At 58.9% G+C, this 19,576-nt stretch carries 20 protein-coding genes; 9 read left to right on the forward strand and 11 right to left on the reverse strand.

Features of this window, described 5'->3' with window-relative positions:
• The first annotated feature begins 68 nt into the window (after window positions 1-68).
• Together ABRP66_RS05635 and ABRP66_RS05640 are read left to right on the forward strand one after the other, a co-directional pair.
• Window positions 69-1,409, forward strand: a complete 1,341-nt coding sequence (locus tag ABRP66_RS05635) for a DEAD/DEAH box helicase (RefSeq protein ID WP_284849899.1) — start codon at window positions 69-71, stop codon at window positions 1,407-1,409.
• Window positions 1,406-2,644 carry an Rv3212 family protein gene (locus ABRP66_RS05640; RefSeq protein ID WP_284781749.1) on the forward strand — a complete coding sequence of 413 codons (1,239 nt, stop codon included), beginning with the start codon at window positions 1,406-1,408 and terminating at the stop codon, window positions 2,642-2,644. Before ABRP66_RS05635 ends, ABRP66_RS05640 begins: the two co-directional genes overlap by 4 nt.
• A 50-nt stretch (window positions 2,645-2,694) precedes the next feature.
• On the opposite strand, the gene ABRP66_RS05645 is transcribed toward ABRP66_RS05640, so the two are convergent.
• Complete coding sequence (locus ABRP66_RS05645; protein WP_034658073.1) at window positions 2,695-3,174, reverse strand: membrane protein; 480 nt, start codon at window positions 3,172-3,174, stop codon at window positions 2,695-2,697.
• Between the two features lie 517 nt (window positions 3,175-3,691).
• Between ABRP66_RS05645 and ABRP66_RS05650 the strand changes: the two genes are divergently transcribed.
• The 3 genes from ABRP66_RS05650 to ABRP66_RS05655 all read left to right on the forward strand — a co-directional run bounded on the left by ABRP66_RS05650 (window position 3,692) and on the right by ABRP66_RS05655 (window position 5,315).
• A complete protein-coding gene (locus ABRP66_RS05650) occupies window positions 3,692-3,952 on the forward strand; it encodes a WhiB family transcriptional regulator (RefSeq protein WP_005277545.1) in 261 nt (86 codons plus the stop codon).
• A 104-nt stretch (window positions 3,953-4,056) separates the two neighbouring features.
• Window positions 4,057-4,131: a 50S ribosomal protein bL37 gene (locus ABRP66_RS11700; protein ID WP_369707509.1), complete on the forward strand. Its 75-nt coding sequence runs from the start codon at window positions 4,057-4,059 to the stop codon at window positions 4,129-4,131.
• A gap of 734 nt (window positions 4,132-4,865) precedes the next feature.
• Entirely contained in the window at window positions 4,866-5,315 is a 450-nt protein-coding gene (locus tag ABRP66_RS05655; protein WP_284770014.1) for a hypothetical protein, read from the forward strand.
• Between the two features lie 352 nt (window positions 5,316-5,667).
• On the opposite strand, the gene ABRP66_RS05660 is transcribed toward ABRP66_RS05655, so the two are convergent.
• A complete protein-coding gene (locus tag ABRP66_RS05660) occupies window positions 5,668-5,940 on the reverse strand; it encodes an anti-sigma factor (RefSeq protein WP_284805874.1) in 273 nt (90 codons plus the stop codon).
• Window positions 5,940-6,542, reverse strand: a complete 603-nt coding sequence (locus ABRP66_RS05665; RefSeq protein WP_239269418.1) for a sigma-70 family RNA polymerase sigma factor — start codon at window positions 6,540-6,542, stop codon at window positions 5,940-5,942. The genes ABRP66_RS05660 and ABRP66_RS05665 overlap by 1 nt, the downstream gene beginning before the upstream one ends.
• A gap of 36 nt (window positions 6,543-6,578) precedes the next feature.
• On the opposite strand from ABRP66_RS05665, the gene ybaK reads away from it, so the two are divergent.
• Window positions 6,579-7,085, forward strand: coding sequence for a Cys-tRNA(Pro) deacylase (ybaK, locus tag ABRP66_RS05670; RefSeq protein WP_284770015.1), 507 nt, complete (start codon window positions 6,579-6,581; stop codon window positions 7,083-7,085).
• Here the strand turns inward: ybaK and ABRP66_RS05675 are convergent.
• Window positions 7,068-7,718, reverse strand: coding sequence for an SOS response-associated peptidase (locus ABRP66_RS05675; RefSeq protein WP_284770016.1), 651 nt, complete (start codon window positions 7,716-7,718; stop codon window positions 7,068-7,070). The two genes, ybaK and ABRP66_RS05675, sit on opposite strands and share 18 nt — an antisense overlap.
• Between ABRP66_RS05675 and aroA the strand changes: the two genes are divergently transcribed.
• Together aroA and rsgA are read left to right on the forward strand one after the other, a co-directional pair.
• Complete coding sequence (gene aroA, locus ABRP66_RS05680) at window positions 7,717-9,018, forward strand: 3-phosphoshikimate 1-carboxyvinyltransferase (RefSeq protein ID WP_284770017.1); 1,302 nt, start codon at window positions 7,717-7,719, stop codon at window positions 9,016-9,018. The genes ABRP66_RS05675 and aroA overlap by 2 nt on opposite strands.
• A complete protein-coding gene (rsgA, locus tag ABRP66_RS05685; RefSeq protein ID WP_284770018.1) occupies window positions 9,011-10,045 on the forward strand; it encodes a ribosome small subunit-dependent GTPase A in 1,035 nt (344 codons plus the stop codon). The genes aroA and rsgA overlap by 8 nt, the downstream gene beginning before the upstream one ends.
• Window positions 10,046-10,051: 6 nt before the next feature.
• Here rsgA and ABRP66_RS05690 read toward each other — a convergent pair whose 3' ends face one another.
• Complete coding sequence (locus ABRP66_RS05690) at window positions 10,052-10,567, reverse strand: DUF6912 family protein (RefSeq protein ID WP_005277532.1); 516 nt, start codon at window positions 10,565-10,567, stop codon at window positions 10,052-10,054.
• A complete protein-coding gene (locus ABRP66_RS05695) occupies window positions 10,567-10,977 on the reverse strand; it encodes an HAD-IA family hydrolase (protein WP_284770019.1) in 411 nt (136 codons plus the stop codon). Before ABRP66_RS05695 ends, ABRP66_RS05690 begins: the two co-directional genes overlap by 1 nt.
• A 177-nt stretch (window positions 10,978-11,154) precedes the next feature.
• On the opposite strand from ABRP66_RS05695, the gene ABRP66_RS05700 reads away from it, so the two are divergent.
• A complete protein-coding gene (locus ABRP66_RS05700; RefSeq protein ID WP_284770020.1) occupies window positions 11,155-11,538 on the forward strand; it encodes a hypothetical protein in 384 nt (127 codons plus the stop codon).
• A gap of 79 nt (window positions 11,539-11,617) precedes the next feature.
• On the opposite strand, the gene secA is transcribed toward ABRP66_RS05700, so the two are convergent.
• The 5 genes from secA to mtrB all read right to left on the reverse strand — a co-directional run bounded on the left by secA (window position 11,618) and on the right by mtrB (window position 19,501).
• Window positions 11,618-14,203 carry a preprotein translocase subunit SecA gene (gene secA, locus ABRP66_RS05705; protein WP_284770021.1) on the reverse strand — a complete coding sequence of 862 codons (2,586 nt, stop codon included), beginning with the start codon at window positions 14,201-14,203 and terminating at the stop codon, window positions 11,618-11,620.
• Between the two features lie 237 nt (window positions 14,204-14,440).
• Window positions 14,441-15,085 carry a ribosome hibernation-promoting factor, HPF/YfiA family gene (gene hpf, locus ABRP66_RS05710; protein WP_023025625.1) on the reverse strand — a complete coding sequence of 215 codons (645 nt, stop codon included), beginning with the start codon at window positions 15,083-15,085 and terminating at the stop codon, window positions 14,441-14,443.
• A gap of 136 nt (window positions 15,086-15,221) precedes the next feature.
• A complete protein-coding gene (locus ABRP66_RS05715) occupies window positions 15,222-15,851 on the reverse strand; it encodes a ComF family protein (RefSeq protein WP_284770022.1) in 630 nt (209 codons plus the stop codon).
• A 65-nt stretch (window positions 15,852-15,916) separates the two neighbouring features.
• Window positions 15,917-17,662: an MtrAB system accessory lipoprotein LpqB gene (gene lpqB / locus ABRP66_RS05720; protein WP_349838433.1), complete on the reverse strand. Its 1,746-nt coding sequence runs from the start codon at window positions 17,660-17,662 to the stop codon at window positions 15,917-15,919.
• Window positions 17,663-19,501: an MtrAB system histidine kinase MtrB gene (gene mtrB, locus ABRP66_RS05725; protein WP_410758206.1), complete on the reverse strand. Its 1,839-nt coding sequence runs from the start codon at window positions 19,499-19,501 to the stop codon at window positions 17,663-17,665.
• Window positions 19,502-19,576: the final 75 nt, after the last annotated feature.

Here is a 19,576-nt window from a genome sequence, read left to right on the forward strand (position 1 = left end):
TATCCTCCTTTAACGAGAGTTTTACATGCCAATGGCCCCACTATAACCATCCCGGCTACTATCAAGGTGTGTCTGTCATAAAACCCCAGCCACCGACCTTCGCGGAACTCGGCGTCGCCGCCGAAATCTGCGATGGGCTCGCTGACCGTGGCATCGCGCGAACCTTTGCAATCCAGGAATTAACCCTGCCCATTGCGCTCAATGGCCAAGACCTCATTGGCCAGGCACGCACCGGCATGGGCAAGACCTTTGGCTTTGGTGTGCCGCTGCTCGATCGCGTTTTTGATGACGCGGATATTGCCCCACTGGATGGGACGCCGCGGGCACTTATCGTCGTGCCCACCCGCGAGCTCGCCCAGCAGGTCACCGCGGATCTGCAGGACGCGGCCGCGCACCTGCCTGTCCGCCTCGCCTCCATCTACGGCGGGCGCCCCTACGAGGAGCAGATTAAGCTCCTCCAGCGCGGCGTTGATGTGGTCATCGGCACGCCAGGCCGCCTGCTCGATCTGCACGAGCGCGGCGATCTGGTTCTGCGCCACGTCGCTATCGTGGTGCTCGATGAGGCCGATGAGATGCTGGACCTGGGCTTTTTGCCCTCCATAGAGGCCATTTTGGAAGCGCTCGATGGCAATGCGCACCAAACAATGCTGTTTTCTGCCACCATGCCGGGCGCCATTTTGAACTTATCGCGGCAGTTCATGAATAAGCCCGTACACATCCGGGCCGAATCGGAGGCGGATGAAGTCACGCACGAAACCACCCGCAAGGTCACCTTCCAAGCCCACCGCATGGATAAGGTGCCGGTCATCGCACATATCCTGCAGGCCCAGGGCCGGGGTCGCAGCATAATCTTTACCCGCACCAAACGCTCGGCGGCGCAATTGGCCGATGACCTTGCTGAGCGCGGCTTCCGCGTCGGCGCCGTGCACGGTGACTTGGGGCAAAAGTCCCGGGAAAAGTCCCTGCAGGCCTTCCGCTCGGGCGAGGTGGACATCCTCGTCGCCACCGATATCGCCGCGCGTGGCATCGACGTCGACGATGTCACCCACGTCATCAACTACCAAGTTCCCGATGATCCCATGACGTTTATCCACCGCATCGGGCGCACTGGCCGCGCTGGGCATACCGGCACCGCCGTTACCCTCGTGGGCTACGATGAGCTGGCCAAATGGCAGGTCATCAACGATGAGCTAGGCCTAGATTCGGCCACGCCGCCGCAGTGGTTTTCCACCTCCCCGGAGCTTGCCCAGGCGCTGTCCATCCCCGCTGGCGTGCAGGAAAAGGTGGGGCCTGCCACCAGCGTGATTGGCCAACTTCCGGCGCATAAGCGGTCCGCGGGACAAGCCCAATCGCGGTCCCGGGGCGGGTCTCGGCGCGGTAATGGCACGCCCCGAGGAGGGCGCCGATGACTAAGGCCCCCATCTTGCGGGCAACCGCGGCGGATTGGAAGGCCACCGGCATCATCGGCGCTATCTGCGCCATCGCGGTGGGCGGCGCGGTCGCCACCGCCAATATCCACCAGGCGGACCTGCACCAAGAGGCGGTTCCTGGGGAAGGCGATGCCGCTGTGCTTGCCGATGTCCCCTCCACCCTCACCACTGCCTACAGCCTTCCCAACCAGCCCGTACCCGGCCAATACCGCGCCATTTCCGCCTACGGGTTGAGCATTAGCCACGATGGCGATGTGCTCACTGCCACCAATGCCGATGGCTCCACGGCCTGGACCTATACCCGCAGCGATGCCGAACTCTGCTCGCTATCGACTGCCTGGGGCAAGGTGGTTGCCACCTATCGCACGGGCGTGGGCTGCGGGGATACGGTGGCCATCAACGCCGCGACGGGCGAATATGACTCCACCCGCAGCGCTATCAATTCCCCGGACGTTATACCTGTGCAATCCAATGACCGGGCAGGGACCGTTTCTGCCGGGCGAATCGATCTATGGCGCTCAGATCTCGTGCGTACCGTGGAATACGGCGACATAGAGGCCAAGCAGGAGGCGCAGAAGCAACCGCACGAGGAGTGCACCATTTCTTCGGCGCTCACGCGTACCGAGAACCTCGCACTGACGGAATCGTGCCCTGAGGAACCTCACACCACCTGGTTAAGGTTTCAAACCACCACCCCGGAGGACTCCCGGGAACCAGAAATGGACGCCGATGTCTCCATCGATCGCGATGGAGCTCGGCTTATCGCGGTGGGCCAAGACGCCGCCGCGGTCTATATCCCTGGCCCAGAACCCCGCATTGAGTCTTATAACAACCAAGGCGAAAAGCTTTCTTCTACCCCCGTAAAGCCTTCCGACGCCATCGATTCCGGCACAAGCCCTTTCGCCCCGGCCGTTGCGGATCTCCCGCACCATATGACGTGGTTTGATGGGCAGCGCCTCTACCTCCTAACCCCCAGTGATTTGCGCGTCGATCACGTTATCGACGGCGCCATCGGCACCCCGATTTCAGTGGCTGGGCGCATGCTGATGCCCACCGAAAAGGGCATAGCTGTCGTGGACTGGTCTACCGGTAAGGTACTGCGCGAAATTGCCGTCGACCGCGGAGATTACTGCGGTCCTGTCCACCTCACGTTGGCGGGCGAGACCATTGTAGAAACCCGCGGCGATACCGTCGTTGGCCTCAGCAGCGACTAAGCGAGTGCCACTCGTGGGCCCCGCGCGAGTGGCCCAAACGCGAGTGGCCCTTAGAAATTCGAGGCGGCCCACTCTGAGGACTCGCGTCTAAACATCAAGAGATAAAGCACCGCGACCGCGCTTAACAGGGTGATAGTCCCCAGTACCGGTGATCCACCGCTATACATTTGAAACGCGCTCGCACCCAAGATGAGCTCTACGAGGACCACGGCGCCTCTTCCCCATCGCTTTCCTTTCACCATGGCCCAGGAGCCTGCGATGACAAACCCAAAGACAATGAAGATAAAGATGGCGGTGCCAAGCCCCACAAAGCTTCCCGAACCGGAATCAGAAACCATCGAGTCATTTTCCGCGCCCACCGCTTCGCGCACGATGAGGAATATGCCAAAACAAATAACCGCGATGGATTGCACCGTGGCAATGCCTGCGCCTATAAGCACCGACTGCGGGGCACTATCCGGTGCTGCCGCTGGCGCTGCCGACTTATCTCGCTGCTGCTTATTTACGTGGCGTTTGTTCTGCTTAGACACAAATCCCCAGTCTACTAATGCGGCGCGGATTTTTTCTGTGCCACCCACGGCGGGGCCTCGATGTTGCCTGCAGTAGCGCGGGGGCAGAGGGCTGAACTGGGAGATTTGACGGTCTCTCCCTCACCACACTCACCACATAGCACCTATAGCTGCAGCTCACAGCGATTCTCACAGGATTCTTTAAAATTTGATTTTGGCATTTATGGCCCCCACACCGCGCCTATTCACGTGATGTTAACCACATTTTAGCCTGTACCCCTAGCGGCGATCGGGTAAACATGTCATGATTCTCTAGTAGCAAAAAGAAAGAGGGCGTAAACCTCTTCTTAACCTGGAGGAAACTTCAGGTAACAACACCGTGAACCATAGGCGGCGGCGACGCTGGCCCGACCTCGAGACCGGGCCCCACTGCTAGCAGACCAGTTCACACACCACCTAAAAATCAAGGTGCTTTCCTGTCCCGCACGGATTGCGCTCGTATTTACTGCTGTCAAAAATTTGTTAGGAGATATCAATCATGGATTGGCGCCACGAAGCCGTTTGCCGCGACGAAGACCCAGAGCTGTTCTTCCCAGTAGGTAACTCCGGCCCTGCCCTTACCCAGATCGCTAAGGCCAAGCTGGTCTGCAACCGCTGCCCCGTCGCTTCTTCCTGCCTCAACTGGGCACTCGAGTCTGGCCTCGACGCCGGCGTCTGGGGCGGCCTGTCTGAAGAGGAGCGCCGCGCCCTCAAGCGTCGCCGCAACCGCGGCCGCGGCCGTTCCCGCGTTTCCGCCTAAAAGCGCGGACCCGGGGAACCTAACCCCCGCCCCAATTTTCGTTTCGGCGCCCTTAGCCGCTACAGTTGAATAAAGTTCAGAAACCCTCAACGAAGGAGTGCGCAATGAGCAAGCGTGGTCGCAAGCGCAAGGATCGCCGCAAGAAGGCCGCTAATCACGGCAAGCGTCCTGGCGCATAACGTACAGCACATATTATAAAGCCCGGTTTCGTACCAGTTCACCTTAAGAACTCGTACGGCCGGGTTTTTAATCTTTCTATCAGAAATCCGACTCTCGGAGCAGTAGCGACCAGGGCGCTCATTTTGGGTTGATACTACTGGTCCATATCGGGACATCGGTCATAGCTTCCCCGAAGTGCACTAATTGAACTCATTTCGTGGTTTCCTTTTGCCGGCTTCCGTTAGCAGGTATAGCGATCGGCGATGGTGGCCCCTGTTACATATGGGTGCCCATCGTCCGTAAGCTGTTCGCCTCAACTACCTCCTCAAGGCGAAAGACACTTGACGACGACGAGTATGCAGGACTAGCCCGAGACTCACCGTGCAAACTGGTAGTAGCCGGAACCCGCACAAACATCGCTCCTCACTACGCCCAAATTGATGGAATAGAGACATGCTAAATCTTGCTGACACCAGAAACCGATTTAGGCGCATAATTATCCTCGGGGCAGCGATTCTCGCCTTCTGCACTTCGACAACGTCTCTGCTGCACCCCACAGAGCCGAATCTTGAATCCTCAGGACACAACAGCCAAATCTTCCTTGTAGAAAAGTGAATGCTGGAATACACTCAATCGTCTAAGAAGACAGCAAAACTGGGGACTGGGCTATATCCGCAACCTGCTTTTCGACAAGACTTTAAATCAATATTCAGGGGCTTGGGTTATACGCCCTGCATAGCCCGAAAGGAACCTAATGTGGCTTGACGGATATCATCAACAATTCGGAAATAGGCTGGAAGACTTCCTTTCAACAACAGTCCCCACGACACTTGCAGAGTTGACGCCTCTTCAGCGCAAGCAGGTCACCGATGGCACAAAAGAGTTTCCCTTCGAGATCGTACTCGAAATCTTAAACTCTAAACACAGCTATGAAGAGAAAGTATCCCGCATCCTCGCTATCAACGGCACATGGATGAATGCGATGTCAGGGAGTCAGTGGGCACTTGGCCCTTTAAATAGCACGGCCTACTCCGAAAGAGTCGGCATAGGCATCAGATGGGGCGAGATCGCTTTTTCACCGTTGCTAAACATCGCAGAAAACCTTATCGATACGTATCCCATCTGGCCGGGCGTACTCATGGAATTTGCTCACATGCAAGAAGACAATCGTGATTACTACCGCCAGCGAATTCAGAAAAACTAGCGCTGGTACCACCAGAGAGGTACCAGCCCAAAAACAGAACCCGTTCTTCAACTATTCGCAGGATGCGTATTTACCAGTCAGGGCTGGACATGACCCCAGAAAATGGACACGTCAGTGTTAGGCCCCTACTATTTGCCTATCCACTCGCATTACGCCCCAGGGCGTGTGGGTAGGGTTTGACTCGCGGGTTGACCGCTGCGAGTGAGATCCTATGGAAATTTTTTCTACAGCACCGCTTCGGCAGAGGGCGCCTGACGGTATGTATGTATGCTTCTGAACTGGAAGAGGAAATACAGCAGTACGAAATGCCTCGACTCTTGTTGCGAGGCGTTCTCAGTTCTAAATGACACTTTTACCAGCGGGATTCGATCTCCGTAATTTCTATCGAGATGCGGCGGCGCAGCGATTGCGGTGCCTTAGCTTGGTCGGCACAGCAATTGCGCACGAGGGAGCGGACGAGCTCTTCGCGCTCTAGTCGTTGCTGGCAAAAATCACATTGGGCGATGTGCTCGCGGATGGCTAAAGCGCGGGCGTAGGTCGTGGATTCATCGAGAAGCTCGCAAAATAGGTTGTGTACCTCAGTGGAGCTACACGCACCACAGTTCTTTCCGGTTGCGCCTTCCATTACTTCTCCTCCATGTCCGGGTGTTCTAATCCAATTCCTTGTTCACGTGCTACGTCCTTCAACGCCTTCCGGAGCATTTTTCTTCCACGGTGCAGGCGAGACATCACCGTTCCCAATGGAGTATCCATGATTTCGGCGATTTCCTTGTACGCTAAGCCCTCCACATCGGAGTAGTAGACCACCATCCGGTAATCCTCCGGCAGGTCATTAATGGCCTGCGAGATGGACCTATCTGGCATCTCTTTAAGCGCTGCCACCTCAGCGGATTCCAACCCGGTGGAATCGTGCCCTGCGGTGGTATAGAGCTGAAAATCACTCAGATCATCGGCAGAAGACTCGGTAGGACGCCGCTTCGCCTTGCGATAGGAGTTGATGTAGTTATTGGTCATGATGCGATAAAGCCATGCCTTCAGGTTCGTTCCCTGCTTAAAGGAATGAAAGGACTTATAGGCCTTCAGATAGGTCTCTTGCACCAAGTCTTCCGCGTCTTGCGGGTTTCGCGTCATGCGCAGCGCGCCGCCATAGAGCTGATCGAGCAGCGGGAGCGCTTCCTTTTCAAAGCGGCGCTGCAGCTCCTTCTCGCTCACTGTTTCTTTAACCACACAATCTATCCTAACGTCTCACGCTAAAATTCCTATATGGCCAAAAAGTCCCCGCATGCCGCTACCCCGGCGCTGAAAGTCATCGAAGATGCCGGAGTCAAACACTCCATATCCACCTTCGAGGCGGGCAAGGATCACTTTGGTGATCACGCCGCGGCGGCCTTAGACGTAGAACCCGAACGCGTGCTGAAAACGCTCATCATTGATCTCACCGCGGGCAAAGGTCCGCGCCGCGAGTTGGCGGTGTGCGTGATTCCCACCACGCACCATTTAAGCCTCAAGAAGGCCGCCGCTGCCCTTGGCGTATCTAAGGCCGCCATGGCGCAGGTGCACGATGCCGAGAAATCCTCAGGCTACGTGCATGGCGGTATTTCCCCGCTCGGACAAAAGAACCCGCTGCCCACGGTGATCGAGGAATCCGCGGTGCTTTTCGATACTGTCTTTATCTCCGGCGGCCGCCGCGGCCTAGATATTGAGCTCAACGCAGAAGACCTCGCGCGCTTGTGCGGGGCTGACTTTACCGATCTACTGGCGGATGAGTAGCTCCGGATAGTCATTAGAGACAGTCCCCACGGCCTTGTCCACAGCGTGGTACTCAAACCCTCGCAGGCCCGTGGGCGCTAGCAGCTCCTTGGCCTCCTCGGCGCTACCCTCGAGCCAGGTGTGCATCTCCTCCGGCGCCAAAAATCGCGGCAACCTGTGGTGCAGCCACTCCATCTCTTCGGTAGCCGCGGTGGTCACGACGGTGGCAGAGAGCCGATCCAACCCGGTATCCCAGAGCCCCGCGGCCCACAGCAGTCCCTGGTCTGGGTGGACGTAGTACGGCGTCTTGGTGGAGCCATCCTTGTGCCACTCGTAATAGCCGTTCATGGGGATAAGGCAGCGCTGGGTTTTAAAGGCGGTGCGAAAAGATGGCTTGCTCGCCACCGTTTCTGCCCGGGCATTAAAAAGCGGCGGGCCATCTAGGTCTTTCTTCCACTGCGGCAAGAGCGCCCACCGCGCGGGATCGACTTCCGCCAGTTCTTCGCGCACGCGCACGATGGGAATGGGCTGGGTCGGGGCAATGTTATATCGCGGCCCGGGCGTGCCCTGTGGGGCGTGGACGTCCTGGATTCCCGGGAGATTACCCACCTCATCGAGGAGGGACTCAGTAAAAAGAACGAATCTTCCGCACATGCCCTCTATTATGGACACTATGTCTCAACCTTGGACCGCCCCGCTGGCTACCAGCCCCGTTACGGGGGAACACCAGGTGCCAGGATCGAAGTCTATTACCAATCGGGCCTTCATCCTGGCCGCGCTGGCAGATTCCCCGTCCATCCTGCACGCCCCACTGGTATCGCGCGATACGCAGTTGATGGAGGACGCACTCAGTGCCATGGGGGTTCGCTTCACCCATGACGGCGCCGATATCCACGTCCAGCCTGGGAAGCTGCACGGTGCCACGGTGGATTGCGGGCTGGCCGGCACGGTAATGCGTTTTGTGCCGCCGGTCGCGGCGCTCGCGGATGGCCCGGTGCGCGTCGATGGCGATAAGCAAGCCTACAACCGCCCCATGTCCACGACGCTGGATGCGCTGCGCAGCCTCGGCGTTGATGTGGAAGGAGGTAGCCTGCCCTTTACGGTGTCCTCCAACGGCGTACCAGAAGGCGGCAAGGTCACCATCGATGCTTCTGGTTCTTCCCAGTTCGTCTCCGGCCTGCTGCTCAGCGGGGCGCGCTTTTCCCAGGGCATTCAACTCACCCACGAGGGCGGCCAGCTGCCGTCCATGCCGCACGTGGAAATGACGGTGGGCATGCTGCGCCAGGCGGGCGTGCGCGTGGATTCTGACGGCACGACGTGGACGGTGCACGCCGGCCCCATTGCCGGGCGCGAATGGTTCATCGAGCCGGATCTCTCCAATGCCACGCCATTCCTCGCCGCAGCGGCGGTAACCGGCGGGCGCTTGACCATCAAGAATTGGCCGGCAAATACCACCCAGCCAGGCGATGCCATCCGGCAGATCCTGCTGGATATGGGTGTGATGGTAACCCAGGAGCACAATAGCGTGACCGCAGTGGGCAACCCTGCGGGAAAGATGCAGGGCATCGAGCGCAATATGGGCGATATCGGGGAGCTTACCCCCACCGTTGCGGCCCTGTGTGCGCTCGCGGAAACGCCGTCGCGACTCACAGGCATCGCCCACCTGCGCGGCCACGAGACCGACCGTTTGCAGGCGCTCGCAGCGAATATCAATGCACTGGGCGGCAGGGTCACCGAGCTTGACGATGGCCTAGTGATCGAACCCGCCGAACTTCACGGCGGCGATTGGCCGTGCTATGCCGATCACCGCATGGCCACTGCCGGCGCCATTCTGGGTTTGAAGGTCCCTGATATCCAGATTGAGGATATTTCCACCACCTCCAAGACTTTGCCCGGTTTCGCCCGCATGTGGGAGACGATGTTACACCCCGACCAACAGTATTTACATGGCTAGACGTTTCGGTTCCTTTGATGAATCTGATGTGCGCGTGCGCCCCGGCAAGGGCTCGCGCCCGCGCACCAAGGATCGGCCCAAGCACAAAAATGCCAAATACGGCATGGTAATCACCAAGGACCGCGGGCGGTGGGGCGTTGCGCTTGACGATGGCCCCCAAGTCACCGCCATGCGCGCCCGCGAGCTGGGCCGCACCGCCATCGAGGTCGGTGACCGCGTCGGCGTGGTTGGTGATACCTCTGGTGCCAAGGACACGCTGGCGCGCATCGTCAAGCTGGCGGATCGCACCTCCGTGCTGCGCCGCACCGCCGATGACACGGATCCGTATGAGCGCATCGTGGTGGCCAATGCCGATCAATTGCTGATCGTTTCCGCCGTGGCAGACCCTCCCCCGCGATCCGGCTTTGTCGAGCGCGCCTTGATTGCCGCGTTCGTGGGCAACCTCCACCCCATCTTGTGCCTGACCAAGACGGATCTCGCAGATCCAACGCCGTTTGCAGAAGAATTCGCCGACCTAGATGTCACGGTAGTCGAAGCCGGAGTCGAGGATGGCCTAGATGCCGTGCGCGCGCAGGTAGATGGCCATATTACCGCGCTCATCGGGCATTCCGGGGTGGGCAAGTCCACGCTGGTCAACCGGCTAGTTCCAGATGCAGAAAGGGAAACGGGGGAAGTATCGGGCATCGGCAAGGGCCGGCATACCTCGACGCAATCGGTGGCCCTCCCCTTGCCCACCGACGCTCCAGGAACCGAATCTCAGGGCGGCTGGATCATCGATACGCCGGGCATTCGCTCCTTCGGGCTGGCGCATGTGGACGCGGATACCGTCCTTGGCGTTTTCGAGGACCTCGCCGCGGCTATTGAGGAGTGCCCGCGCGGCTGTACGCACGCTGGGCCACCGGCGGATCCTGAATGCGGGCTCGATGATCCAGAGGTCATTCCCGAGGGCACCGCTACCGCCCGCCGCCGCGATGCGGTACGCGGGCTACTACAAGCCCTGCGCACCAACGTGGAGTGGGAAAATTAGCGCGGCTTAGAGCAATTCCACGAGGAACGGCAGCTCCGTTGGGTGGTAGAAGGCCATGAAGTTATCCAGGGCATCACCCACCGCGAGCTCCGCATCCTCATCGCCCAGGTCCGCGGAATCGATGGCTTCGATGGCCTTGGCGGTTGCCTCTTCGGATTCTTCAATATCCACGTGAATGGCGGCGAGGTTATCGGTGCCAAACTGCGCTGGCTGGAGCTCTACCACCGGCTCACCCATATCTGGGCGCGGGGTGACTGCAGTGTCGTCAACGTCGATGGAAATGACCACGCGCCGGTGCGGGAACTTCTCCTCGTCCCCAATGGTCAACAGGCGCAGCGAGGCCATAGAGGCCTCAAGGAAGGCGGAGTAGGCGATCTCTTCTTCATCGCCTGCGGTATAAAAATCCCGCAGAGCCGGGGTAACCATGAAACCCCAACCGGAACGCGCCGCGAGCGTTCCGGTTTCTGCGAGCTCCGCCAGCATGGCATAGGTCGCCGGAATATAGACGCGGGCTTCAGCCACTAAAATTCCCCTTCAATATCGAATACGGCTTGAATTTCTACAGAAACGCGGTCGAAGCTGGTGTACAAGAAACCGATCATTCCGGCATCGACGGCGGCGCGCACGTTAAGGATCGAATCATCGACCATGACGCAATCGCTCAAGGGCAGCTCGAGGGCATCGGCAGCCGCTTGGAAGGCCGCAACCTCCGGCTTTTCCGCCCCGATTTCTCCAGACAACACCACGGCATCAACGTTGCCGCGATAATCCCACTCGCGAATGTGCTCGGCTCCGGAACCACCCGGGTCATTAGACAGAATAGCGGTTGCGGCACCATTTGCCTTCGCCGCAGACAGCAGAGCCTTCCAGCGGCGATTGTCCTCTTCAGCGCCATCGAGGACGCCGACATAGTCAATGATGAGACCACGCATAATTTTTAATCCTTCAGTACACGAATACTTTGTAACTCCCGAAAGTATAGCGAACTGCGCTTATATTCTCGCCCGCCTCATACAGGAAACTGCCAGAAATAGCGCGCGCAGCGCCCCCATGAGATAATTATCACGCGTTCGCCTCCCTGCCCTTTTTGCAGGAGCACTCATTTCACCATGTATGAGCCCATTCCCGGCTACTCTCATCTCAAGCTATACATCGCCCCGCACCGCATCCATTACGGCCGTCTGCCCACGACGGCAGAGGTAGCCGCTCAGCACCATATCCAAGCCTCGGTCGTCTTTATCCTTGAGGTCGCCGCCGGCTACCGCCCGCTGGCACACCTTAATTCTCCGCGCTTTTCGGATTCCATCCGCCTGCATATCGGCTCTTGGGTACACCGGCGAAAAAGCCCCTACGACACCGATACCCTGCGCCTTACCAGCCTGCACGCGCGGCCTAATGGCGAATACTTCGGTTCCGCGGTCATCGGCACGCACCGTCACGCCTTTACCGGCTCCGCCACGGACCAAGGGCTACGCTCGTTTCGGCTGCTCTAAAACTAACAGCGCCCCTCCCGCTTCCCCACCGCGCGAGGGCGGGGAGGAAGAGGAAGGGGTGCAAAAGAGCGCGGAGATTTTATGCCTCTACGGTTTCTTGGCCTGCAGGACCAGAGCCCGAGTCACCGCCGGATTCTTGGTTTTCTTCCTGCTGCTTGAACTGCTTGCGCAGCATAAACAACTGGCGCACGGTTTCTTCCTTCACGCCTTCATTCATGGCATTGAACATATCGCCACCCTCCTTCTGGTATTCCACCAGCGGGTCGCGCTGCGCCATCGCGCGCAGGCCGATGCCCTCCTTGAGGTAGTCCATCTCATAGAGGTGCTCGCGCCACTTCTGGTCAATAATCGGCAGAATCACCATGCGCTCGGTATTGCGCATCTGCTTGTCGCCGCCGATGGCAGAAACGGCTTCCTCCAGCTTGTCGTACTCCTGGTTCGCGTCGGTGACGAGGGCATAGCGCAGCTGCTCCGCAGTGAGCTCGCCTGGGGAACCGTACTCGGAGCCTTCCACGAGTTCCTCCGGGGACATCGTGGGGCCGTAGAGCGCCTCAAGGGCGTTCCAGAGTTCCTCGAGGTTCCAGTCTTCGACATAACCGGTGGCGGTAGCACCCGCGACGTAGGCAGAGACCGTGTCATCGATCATGGTGCGGATATCGTCCTTGATGTCATCGGCATCGAGGATGGAATAGCGCGTGGAGTAGACCACCTTGCGCTGCTCATTGAGCACCTCATCGTACTTCAACACGTTCTTGCGCATCTCGAAGTTTTGATTCTCCACCTGCGCCTGGGCGCCCTTAATGGAGTTCGAGACCATCTTGGCCTCGATGGGGACATCATCAGGCACGTTGAGGCGGTTCATCATGTGCTCCATAGACTGGCCGACGAACCGCACCATCAACTCATCGCGCATGGACAGGTAGAAGCGGGTCTCGCCCGGGTCACCCTGACGGCCGGTACGGCCGCGCAGCTGGTTATCAATGCGGCGAGACTCGTGGCGCTCGGTGCCCAAGACATAGAGCCCGCCCGATTCGCGCACCTCATCACCCAAGCGCTTCGAGCGCTCTTTCTCACCGTCGATCTCGGCTTCCCAGGCCTCCTGGTACTTTTCCTCATCCTCAAAGGGGTCGAGGCCGCGTTCGCGCAGCTTCTCATCGAGAATGACTTCCGGGTTACCGCCGAGCACGATATCGGTACCACGACCGGCCATGTTGGTTGCCACGGTCACGGTGCCGGGGCGGCCCGCACGGGCAATGATCTGGCCCTCTTCTTCGTGGTGCTTGGCGTTGAGCACGTTGTGCTGCACGCCGCGCTTGCTAAGCAACTGCGACAAGTATTCGGAGCGCTCCACAGAGGTGGTACCAACCAAGACCGGCTGGCCGTTTTCAACGTGCTCTGCAATATCATCAACCACCGCGGCAAATTTTGCCTCTTGCGTCTTGTAAATGCGGTCCGAGTGGTCGGTGCGCTGGTTCGGCTTATTGGTAGGAATAGGAACCACATCCAGCCCATAGATGGAATGCAGCTCCGCGGCTTCCGTTTCCGCAGTACCGGTCATGCCGGAAATTTTTTCATAGAGACGGAAGAAGTTCTGAAGGGTAACCGTCGCCAGCGTCTGGTTTTCGTTTTTGATCTCCACCTGCTCCTTGGCCTCAATGGCCTGGTGCATGCCTTCGTTATAGCGACGTCCTGCCAAAACGCGGCCGGTAAAGCCATCCACGATCATCACTTCGCCGTTGCGAACGATGTAGTCCTTATCGCGGGTAAAGAGCTCCTTGGCCTTCAACGCGTTATTGAGGTAGGAAACCAACTGGGAGTGCTCCGGCGCGTAGAGGTTATCAATGCCGAGCTGATCTTCGACGTATTCCACGCCCTCTTCCAAGACGCCGATGGTGCGCTTTTTGTGGTCCACTTCGTAGTGGATGCCCTCGCGCATGCGCGGCGCCAGCTGGGCAAAGACGCCGTAGAACTGAGAGGAGCCATCAACCGGGCCGGAGATGATGAGTGGGGTACGGGCTTCATCGATAAGAATCGAGTCCACCTCATCCACGATGCAGAAATTGTGTCCGCGCTGAACTACATCATTAAGGGTGCGCACCATGTTATCGCGTAGGTAATCAAAGCCCAGCTCATTATTGGTGCCGTAGGTGATGTCGCAGTCATAGGCTTCCTTGCGCTCTTGCGGGCGCATTTCTGCCAAGATTACGCCCACGGAAAGGCCCAACCAGCGGTGCACACGACCCATCATCTCGGCGTCGCGCTTGGCCAAGTAGTCATTGACCGTGACAATGTGTACGCCCTCGCCCTCCAAAGCGTTGAGGTAAGCGGGCAACAAGGAGGTCAGGGTCTTACCCTCACCGGTACGCATCTCTGCAACATTGCCAAAGTGCAGGGCGGCGCCGCCCATGATCTGCACGGGGTAGTGCTTTTGCCCTAGGACGCGCCAAGCGGCTTCGCGGACGGTAGCAAAAGCATCGAGCAAGATGTCGTTCTTTTCTTCGCCATCCTTGAGGCGAGTTTTGAACTCGTCAGTCTTGGCCTTTAGCTCATCGTCCGAAAGCTCCGCGTACTGATCCTCGAGTGCAATTACATCGTCTGCAATCTTGCCCAGGCGCTTGACCGTACGGCCCTCGCCCGCGCGCAGCAGCTTGGAAAGTCCAAACACTATTCGTTAGTCCTTCTTATCGCGACACATTCGTTAACTTCCCGCAATTGTACTCACGCTGCTGGCCTTGTCGCGTTCTACCCGCCCTTAAACGATAGTGATTTCACACTAAGAGCACTAAGAAAACAGATAACTCACAGCATGACAAATCCCCCTTCCCCACCTCATCGAGCAATAGCCCGATTGGTAGGAAGGGGGAATAAAGAGGTTTAGCGCTCTAGGCGGGCGCCGGAGGCTCTAGCCCTCTGCATCCTCAGACAAGGAGATGATGCCGTAGTCGAAAGCGTGGCGGCGGTAGACCACGGATGGCTTGTTGTTTTCCTCATTGACAAAGAGGAAGAAATCGTGACCAACCAGCTCCATCTCACTCAAGGCATCGTCCACGCTCATCGGGGTGGCCGGGTGTTCCTTGGTGCGCACGATCTGGCCGGGGCGAACATCCTCGACGGTCTCGGCATAAGGATCAACCAAGCGCTCTTCCTTGGCGCGCTGTGCTTCTGCCTCCGCAACCATCTCGGCGGCGATTTCGCCGGTGCCCTTCTGTGCGCGGTGGCCGCCCTTGACGTATTCACGGCGCACCTTCACCTTGCGCAGGGAGCGTTCCATCTTCCCCATCGCGGTTTCCAGCGCTGCGTAGAAGGAGTCTTCCTTAGCCTCTGCGCGGGCGATGTGGCCTTTACCGGTCGCAGTGATCTGGATGCGGTCGGACTCTGCTTCGCGGCGTGGGTTTGGCTCGTGCTGCAACTCCACGTGGAAGAAGGTCAATGTGGGATCAAGGCGTTCAATCTTGGCCAGCTTTTCATTGACGCGCTCTTGGAAGTGTTCCGGAACTTCAACGTTACGGCCCGTAATCGTTACCTGAGCATTATTTGGCTGGGACATTGAGATGCCTCCCTTTGGTAGTGGGGACTAGAAACAATCACAGTAACTGTTCCTCTGTGACACCTTTAATAATACCAGTGGTTATGACCTGATGGCATTAGGGGGTAACACCGTGCACCCTACTGTGTGATGTACCTTAAGCATCTGCGAAGGCCAATGCCCCATAGACTGTGGCGCCGGCGGCGCGTAGGGCCGCCATACTGGCCGCAAGGGTGGCGCCGGTGGTTATAACGTCATCGACAAGCAGCGCCGGCTTACCGTTCACTGGGGCGCAAACCCCCACTCGCCCCTGTAGATTCGCCCATCTATCCTGCGCATTGAGCTCAGATTGATCCTCGGTATTCGCGCCCATGATAAGCGCCTCCCGCACCTGCAGGGACCGTTGCCGGCGCGCCGCACCCTGGCACACGGCCGTCACGGGATCGCCGCCGCGCCTGCGCGCAGAGCGGCGACGAGTAGGTGCCGGCACTAGGCACAGCTCGCGGGGAATCTCGCCGCGGGCAGCCAAGTGCGCCACGCCCGCGGCCACCACCGCACCGATATAATCGCGCACCTCCCTATTGCCCTGTTCCTTCATGCTGATGATGATATTGCGGCGAATATCGGAATAGGGCCCTAGGGCAAATACCGGTGCTCCCAAAAGCCGCGGGCGGCTTACCAGGTAAGGAGGCTGGCGCAGGTGCTCCCGGCACTGCGGGCACAAGACATGTCCGGGCGCGCGGCACCCCGCACACGCACGCGGAAAAATCAGTTCTCGCAGGCTCACTGCGCGCCACCGCCCCATCCCCCGAAAGGCCTTTGCGGCGGCGCCACCTAGAGCGCAACCGCCTTCTAATCGGACACGATAGGCGAAGAACGCCGACCCTGCAGGCCAGGCACCTCGCGCCAGTTCACCTCATCGACAACCGTGGCGGGAAGTTCCAACATGGCATGGGAATCCGTTATATAAAGCTTTGACGGCGAGGTCGCCACTGCGACTACCGGGGCGGTGATATTACCCGTCGGCATGGTAGAAGCCGAAGAACCATCCTGCTCGATGCGCCATACCGGCGACTGCCCAGAGGACGTACCCACGATGAGCGAGCCATCATTATTCCAATCCAGCGATAATGCCGATCCGGAAACCTCTGGACCCACCTCGCGGGCATTAACAATGCGCTTCTCGCCGCTGCTGGATTGGGCCACCGCGGCGATATAGACGTGTCCATCAATGATCATCGCCGCGCGTGCACCGCTATGGGAGAGGCGAATAACGGAGATTTCGCCTTCGATCTCGTCAATGCTGCGGGCATCGACCTCGGATTCCGAAATCCGCCCGGTAGTCTTGGAGCGCACGACGCGCACGATGCGGTCACCATCGACCACCGTCCAGGCTGCTTGCCCGTTGAATTCAAAGGTGGGCCGCGCCAACGTCTTGCCGTCGACCGAGTCCTGCATGACCGAGCCGATTTCGCCCATCTGCAGCTTGAAGTCACCACTAGACTTCCGGCTGACCGCCGCAATCATGCCGGATTCGGTGACATCGACTGACTGCACATTGCCGCTCGAGCCCAAGGCACCAGTGATCGGCTCGGCCACCCCACTATCGACTTCCAGCACGTTGCCCTCGTTCAAGGCGTACAGCGTGGACAGGGAATTGCTATTGATCTTGGGGTTATAGTCAGCAAAATCATCCACGCTGACTGTATCCATGCCTTCCACCAAGTTGCTGCCATCGGCCTTGACCTTAAAGGGGCCGATATGCCCGGCATCGGAAAGCGTCCAGACCAATTGCGCGGCAAAGCGGGTGCGGTCATTTTCATCCAGATCTGACAAGCCCTCGAACTGGTAGCCGTTTTCATTGTCGTAGCCAGCAAAGGTGACCTTTTCATCCGCTGCCCGGCGGGTAGCCGGGGCGATGCTGCTGGATGGGCCTTCCATCAAGAGGGTAATCAGCGTGGACTCGGATTCTTCGCTGCCTTTATAGAGCCACCGGCGATCCGGGACGAGGACGTCATCGGTTTGTTTATAAAAATAGAGCGATTGCGGGGTGTAATGATTGCGCAGCTCATTGCGCTCAATAACCAATCCTGTCGGCAGCCCGTTAATAAGCCACTGGTCATCCACCATTTTCATATCGATGGTAGCTTCGTAGCCTTCATTTTCCGGCACATACGCCCCACCGGATTTAAGCCGTCCAATGATGGTGCCCCGCACATTAAATGAGCGCACATCCTCCGCTGTGTTTTGTTTCTTATCGGGCGCGGTCACAATATCCAGGCTATCGACCACCATGACATCGCCCGAGGCATCCCACGCCCCGCGGGCGGTCTCCGTGAGGAATCCACGGGCCGCATCGTGATCATTGGTGGGAACGGCCGCAGCGCGGTAAAAATCGCGCAGGGTAAGGTCCGGGTCTGCTCCCACCTCTGGGGCAATGACTTCTTCCGGGCCATCGGGCTGATTGTGGTAGGTGCCTACGACCTGAGGGCTCGTATCGTGCGGCAAGGTTGAGCAACCGGTAACAAAGCACAGCACCGCCACCGCGCCCACTGCGGTGCTCCGCCGCCACAATCCGTTGCGTACGACCGAATTCATTTATATATCCCCCTTAAAATCTGGCGCCTTATAAGAGCGCCTCTCTGGCGACGCGGCCCCGCGATTGTGCTCGCGTTCTGAGGGCCACAGGATGCCGTCACCATCTGACTCGGCTGCGTCGGCGGAGTCATCGTCGATGCCAATTCCACGGCCCACCACTGAGCTATTGCTTGGCGATGCCCCACCAGCGGACACTCCGCCCTTATCTTCTGCTGCACCATCCTCCGTTGCATCAGCTTCCGCTTCCCCAGCTTCCTCGGTACTAATATCCGCGTTACTAGCATTCGCGGCGCCAGTTGCGCCGCTGGGGTCGGCGGTAGCAGGGGCATCGGAAAGCGCAGCGTGTCCAGAGTCTGAAGCTGTGCCTGGGGCACCTGGAATCTCGCGGGAGATGGGCTCATCACCAATCTCGGTATTCGGCTCGCGCGGGATGATGAGGCGGAAACGGGAACCATAGCCGAATACGCCAAAGGCATCGAGCGTGCCGCCATGCAGGGCTGCATCCTCGCGGGCGATGGCAAGGCCTAGCCCGGTGCCGCCGGAGTGGCGCTTGCGGGAAGAATCCGCGCGCCAGAAACGGTTGAATACTAGTTCTTCCTGCCCGGGTTTCAGGCCCACGCCGTGATCCGTAACAGCCACACCGACAGCCTTATCCGTGGTGGCAATATCGATCACCACGGGTTTGCCCTCGGAGTGGTCGATAGCATTGGCTAAAAGGTTGCGCAGGATACGCTCGATCCGGCGCGAATCGGCCTGGATGGTAATCCGCTCGTCCGGCATATTGCGAACGACCTCCACGTCGAGCTTTTGGGCCAGGTGCTCGACCTGGCGATAGGCAGCATCCACGCAGGAGCGCAGGTCGATGGCCGTGGTGGATAGATCCGCCACGCCGGCATCGTGGCGGGAAATTTCTAGCAGATCCGCGAGCAGTTCCTCGAAGCGGTCCAGCTCCCTGGACATGAGCTTGGAGGCGCGCTGGGCGCCCGCGGGCAGACTATCGGCCTCGGATTCAATGAGGTCTGCGGCCATGCGCACGGTGGTAATGGGGGTGCGCAGCTCATGGGAGACATCGGACGTGAATTGCCGCTGCAAATCGCCGTATTCCTCCAGCTGCGCAATCTGGGAGGACAATTTATCCGCCATATTATTAAAGGAAGCGGCAAGGCGGCCCATCTCATCGTCCCGGTCCACGGCCATGCGCTCCTTAAGGTGGCCCGCGGCTAGGCGTTGGGCAATGCGGGACGCGGACTTAATCGGGGTAATGACCTGCTGGGTAGCCAACCAGGCAATGCCCACCAACAAGACCACGACCACCACGCCGGCAGCAGAGAGCAACCCGCGCATAAGCGCCATCGTGGATTCTTCCGACTCCATGGAAAGGGCCAGGTAGACCTGCAAATTCGGAATCTCTGCATCAGTGGGAGTGCCCACCATGAGCGCATTATAGTAATCGCCATTGCCGCGCGGGACAGGGTAATACTGCTGCGCAATCTGGTCCTGGCCCACCATCTGCCGCATTTGTTCCGGCACCGGGAAATCCTCCGGCGAGGTGGTGATGGATCCATCTTGGTTTTCCACCACGATGACGGGTTCATATACGGCCTGCGCATCGCCTTGTTGTGCAGAGAGCTGATCCAAGGAAGCGCGCGCGGAATTGATGCGCACCTGCACCGAGTTTGCCGAGCTGGTGGCATCGATTTGCTGCTCCACCGCCGTGCGGGCGCGCTCGAGTTCCTGCAGCGCCACGTCTTCTTTTTGGGATACTAACCGCTGGGTCAGCACGGAGACCAAGGCATAGGCCAAGATGATCATGACCACCGAGGAGGCGACCACAATCATGCCGATAACGCGCGCCTGCAATGAGGTGCGCAGCGTATCTACTATGGCGTCACGAATGCGCCGCACGCGGTCCAG

The organism is Corynebacterium sp. KPL2680 (assembly GCF_040225675.1).
GTDB lineage: Bacteria > Actinomycetota > Actinomycetes > Mycobacteriales > Mycobacteriaceae > Corynebacterium > Corynebacterium rhinophilum.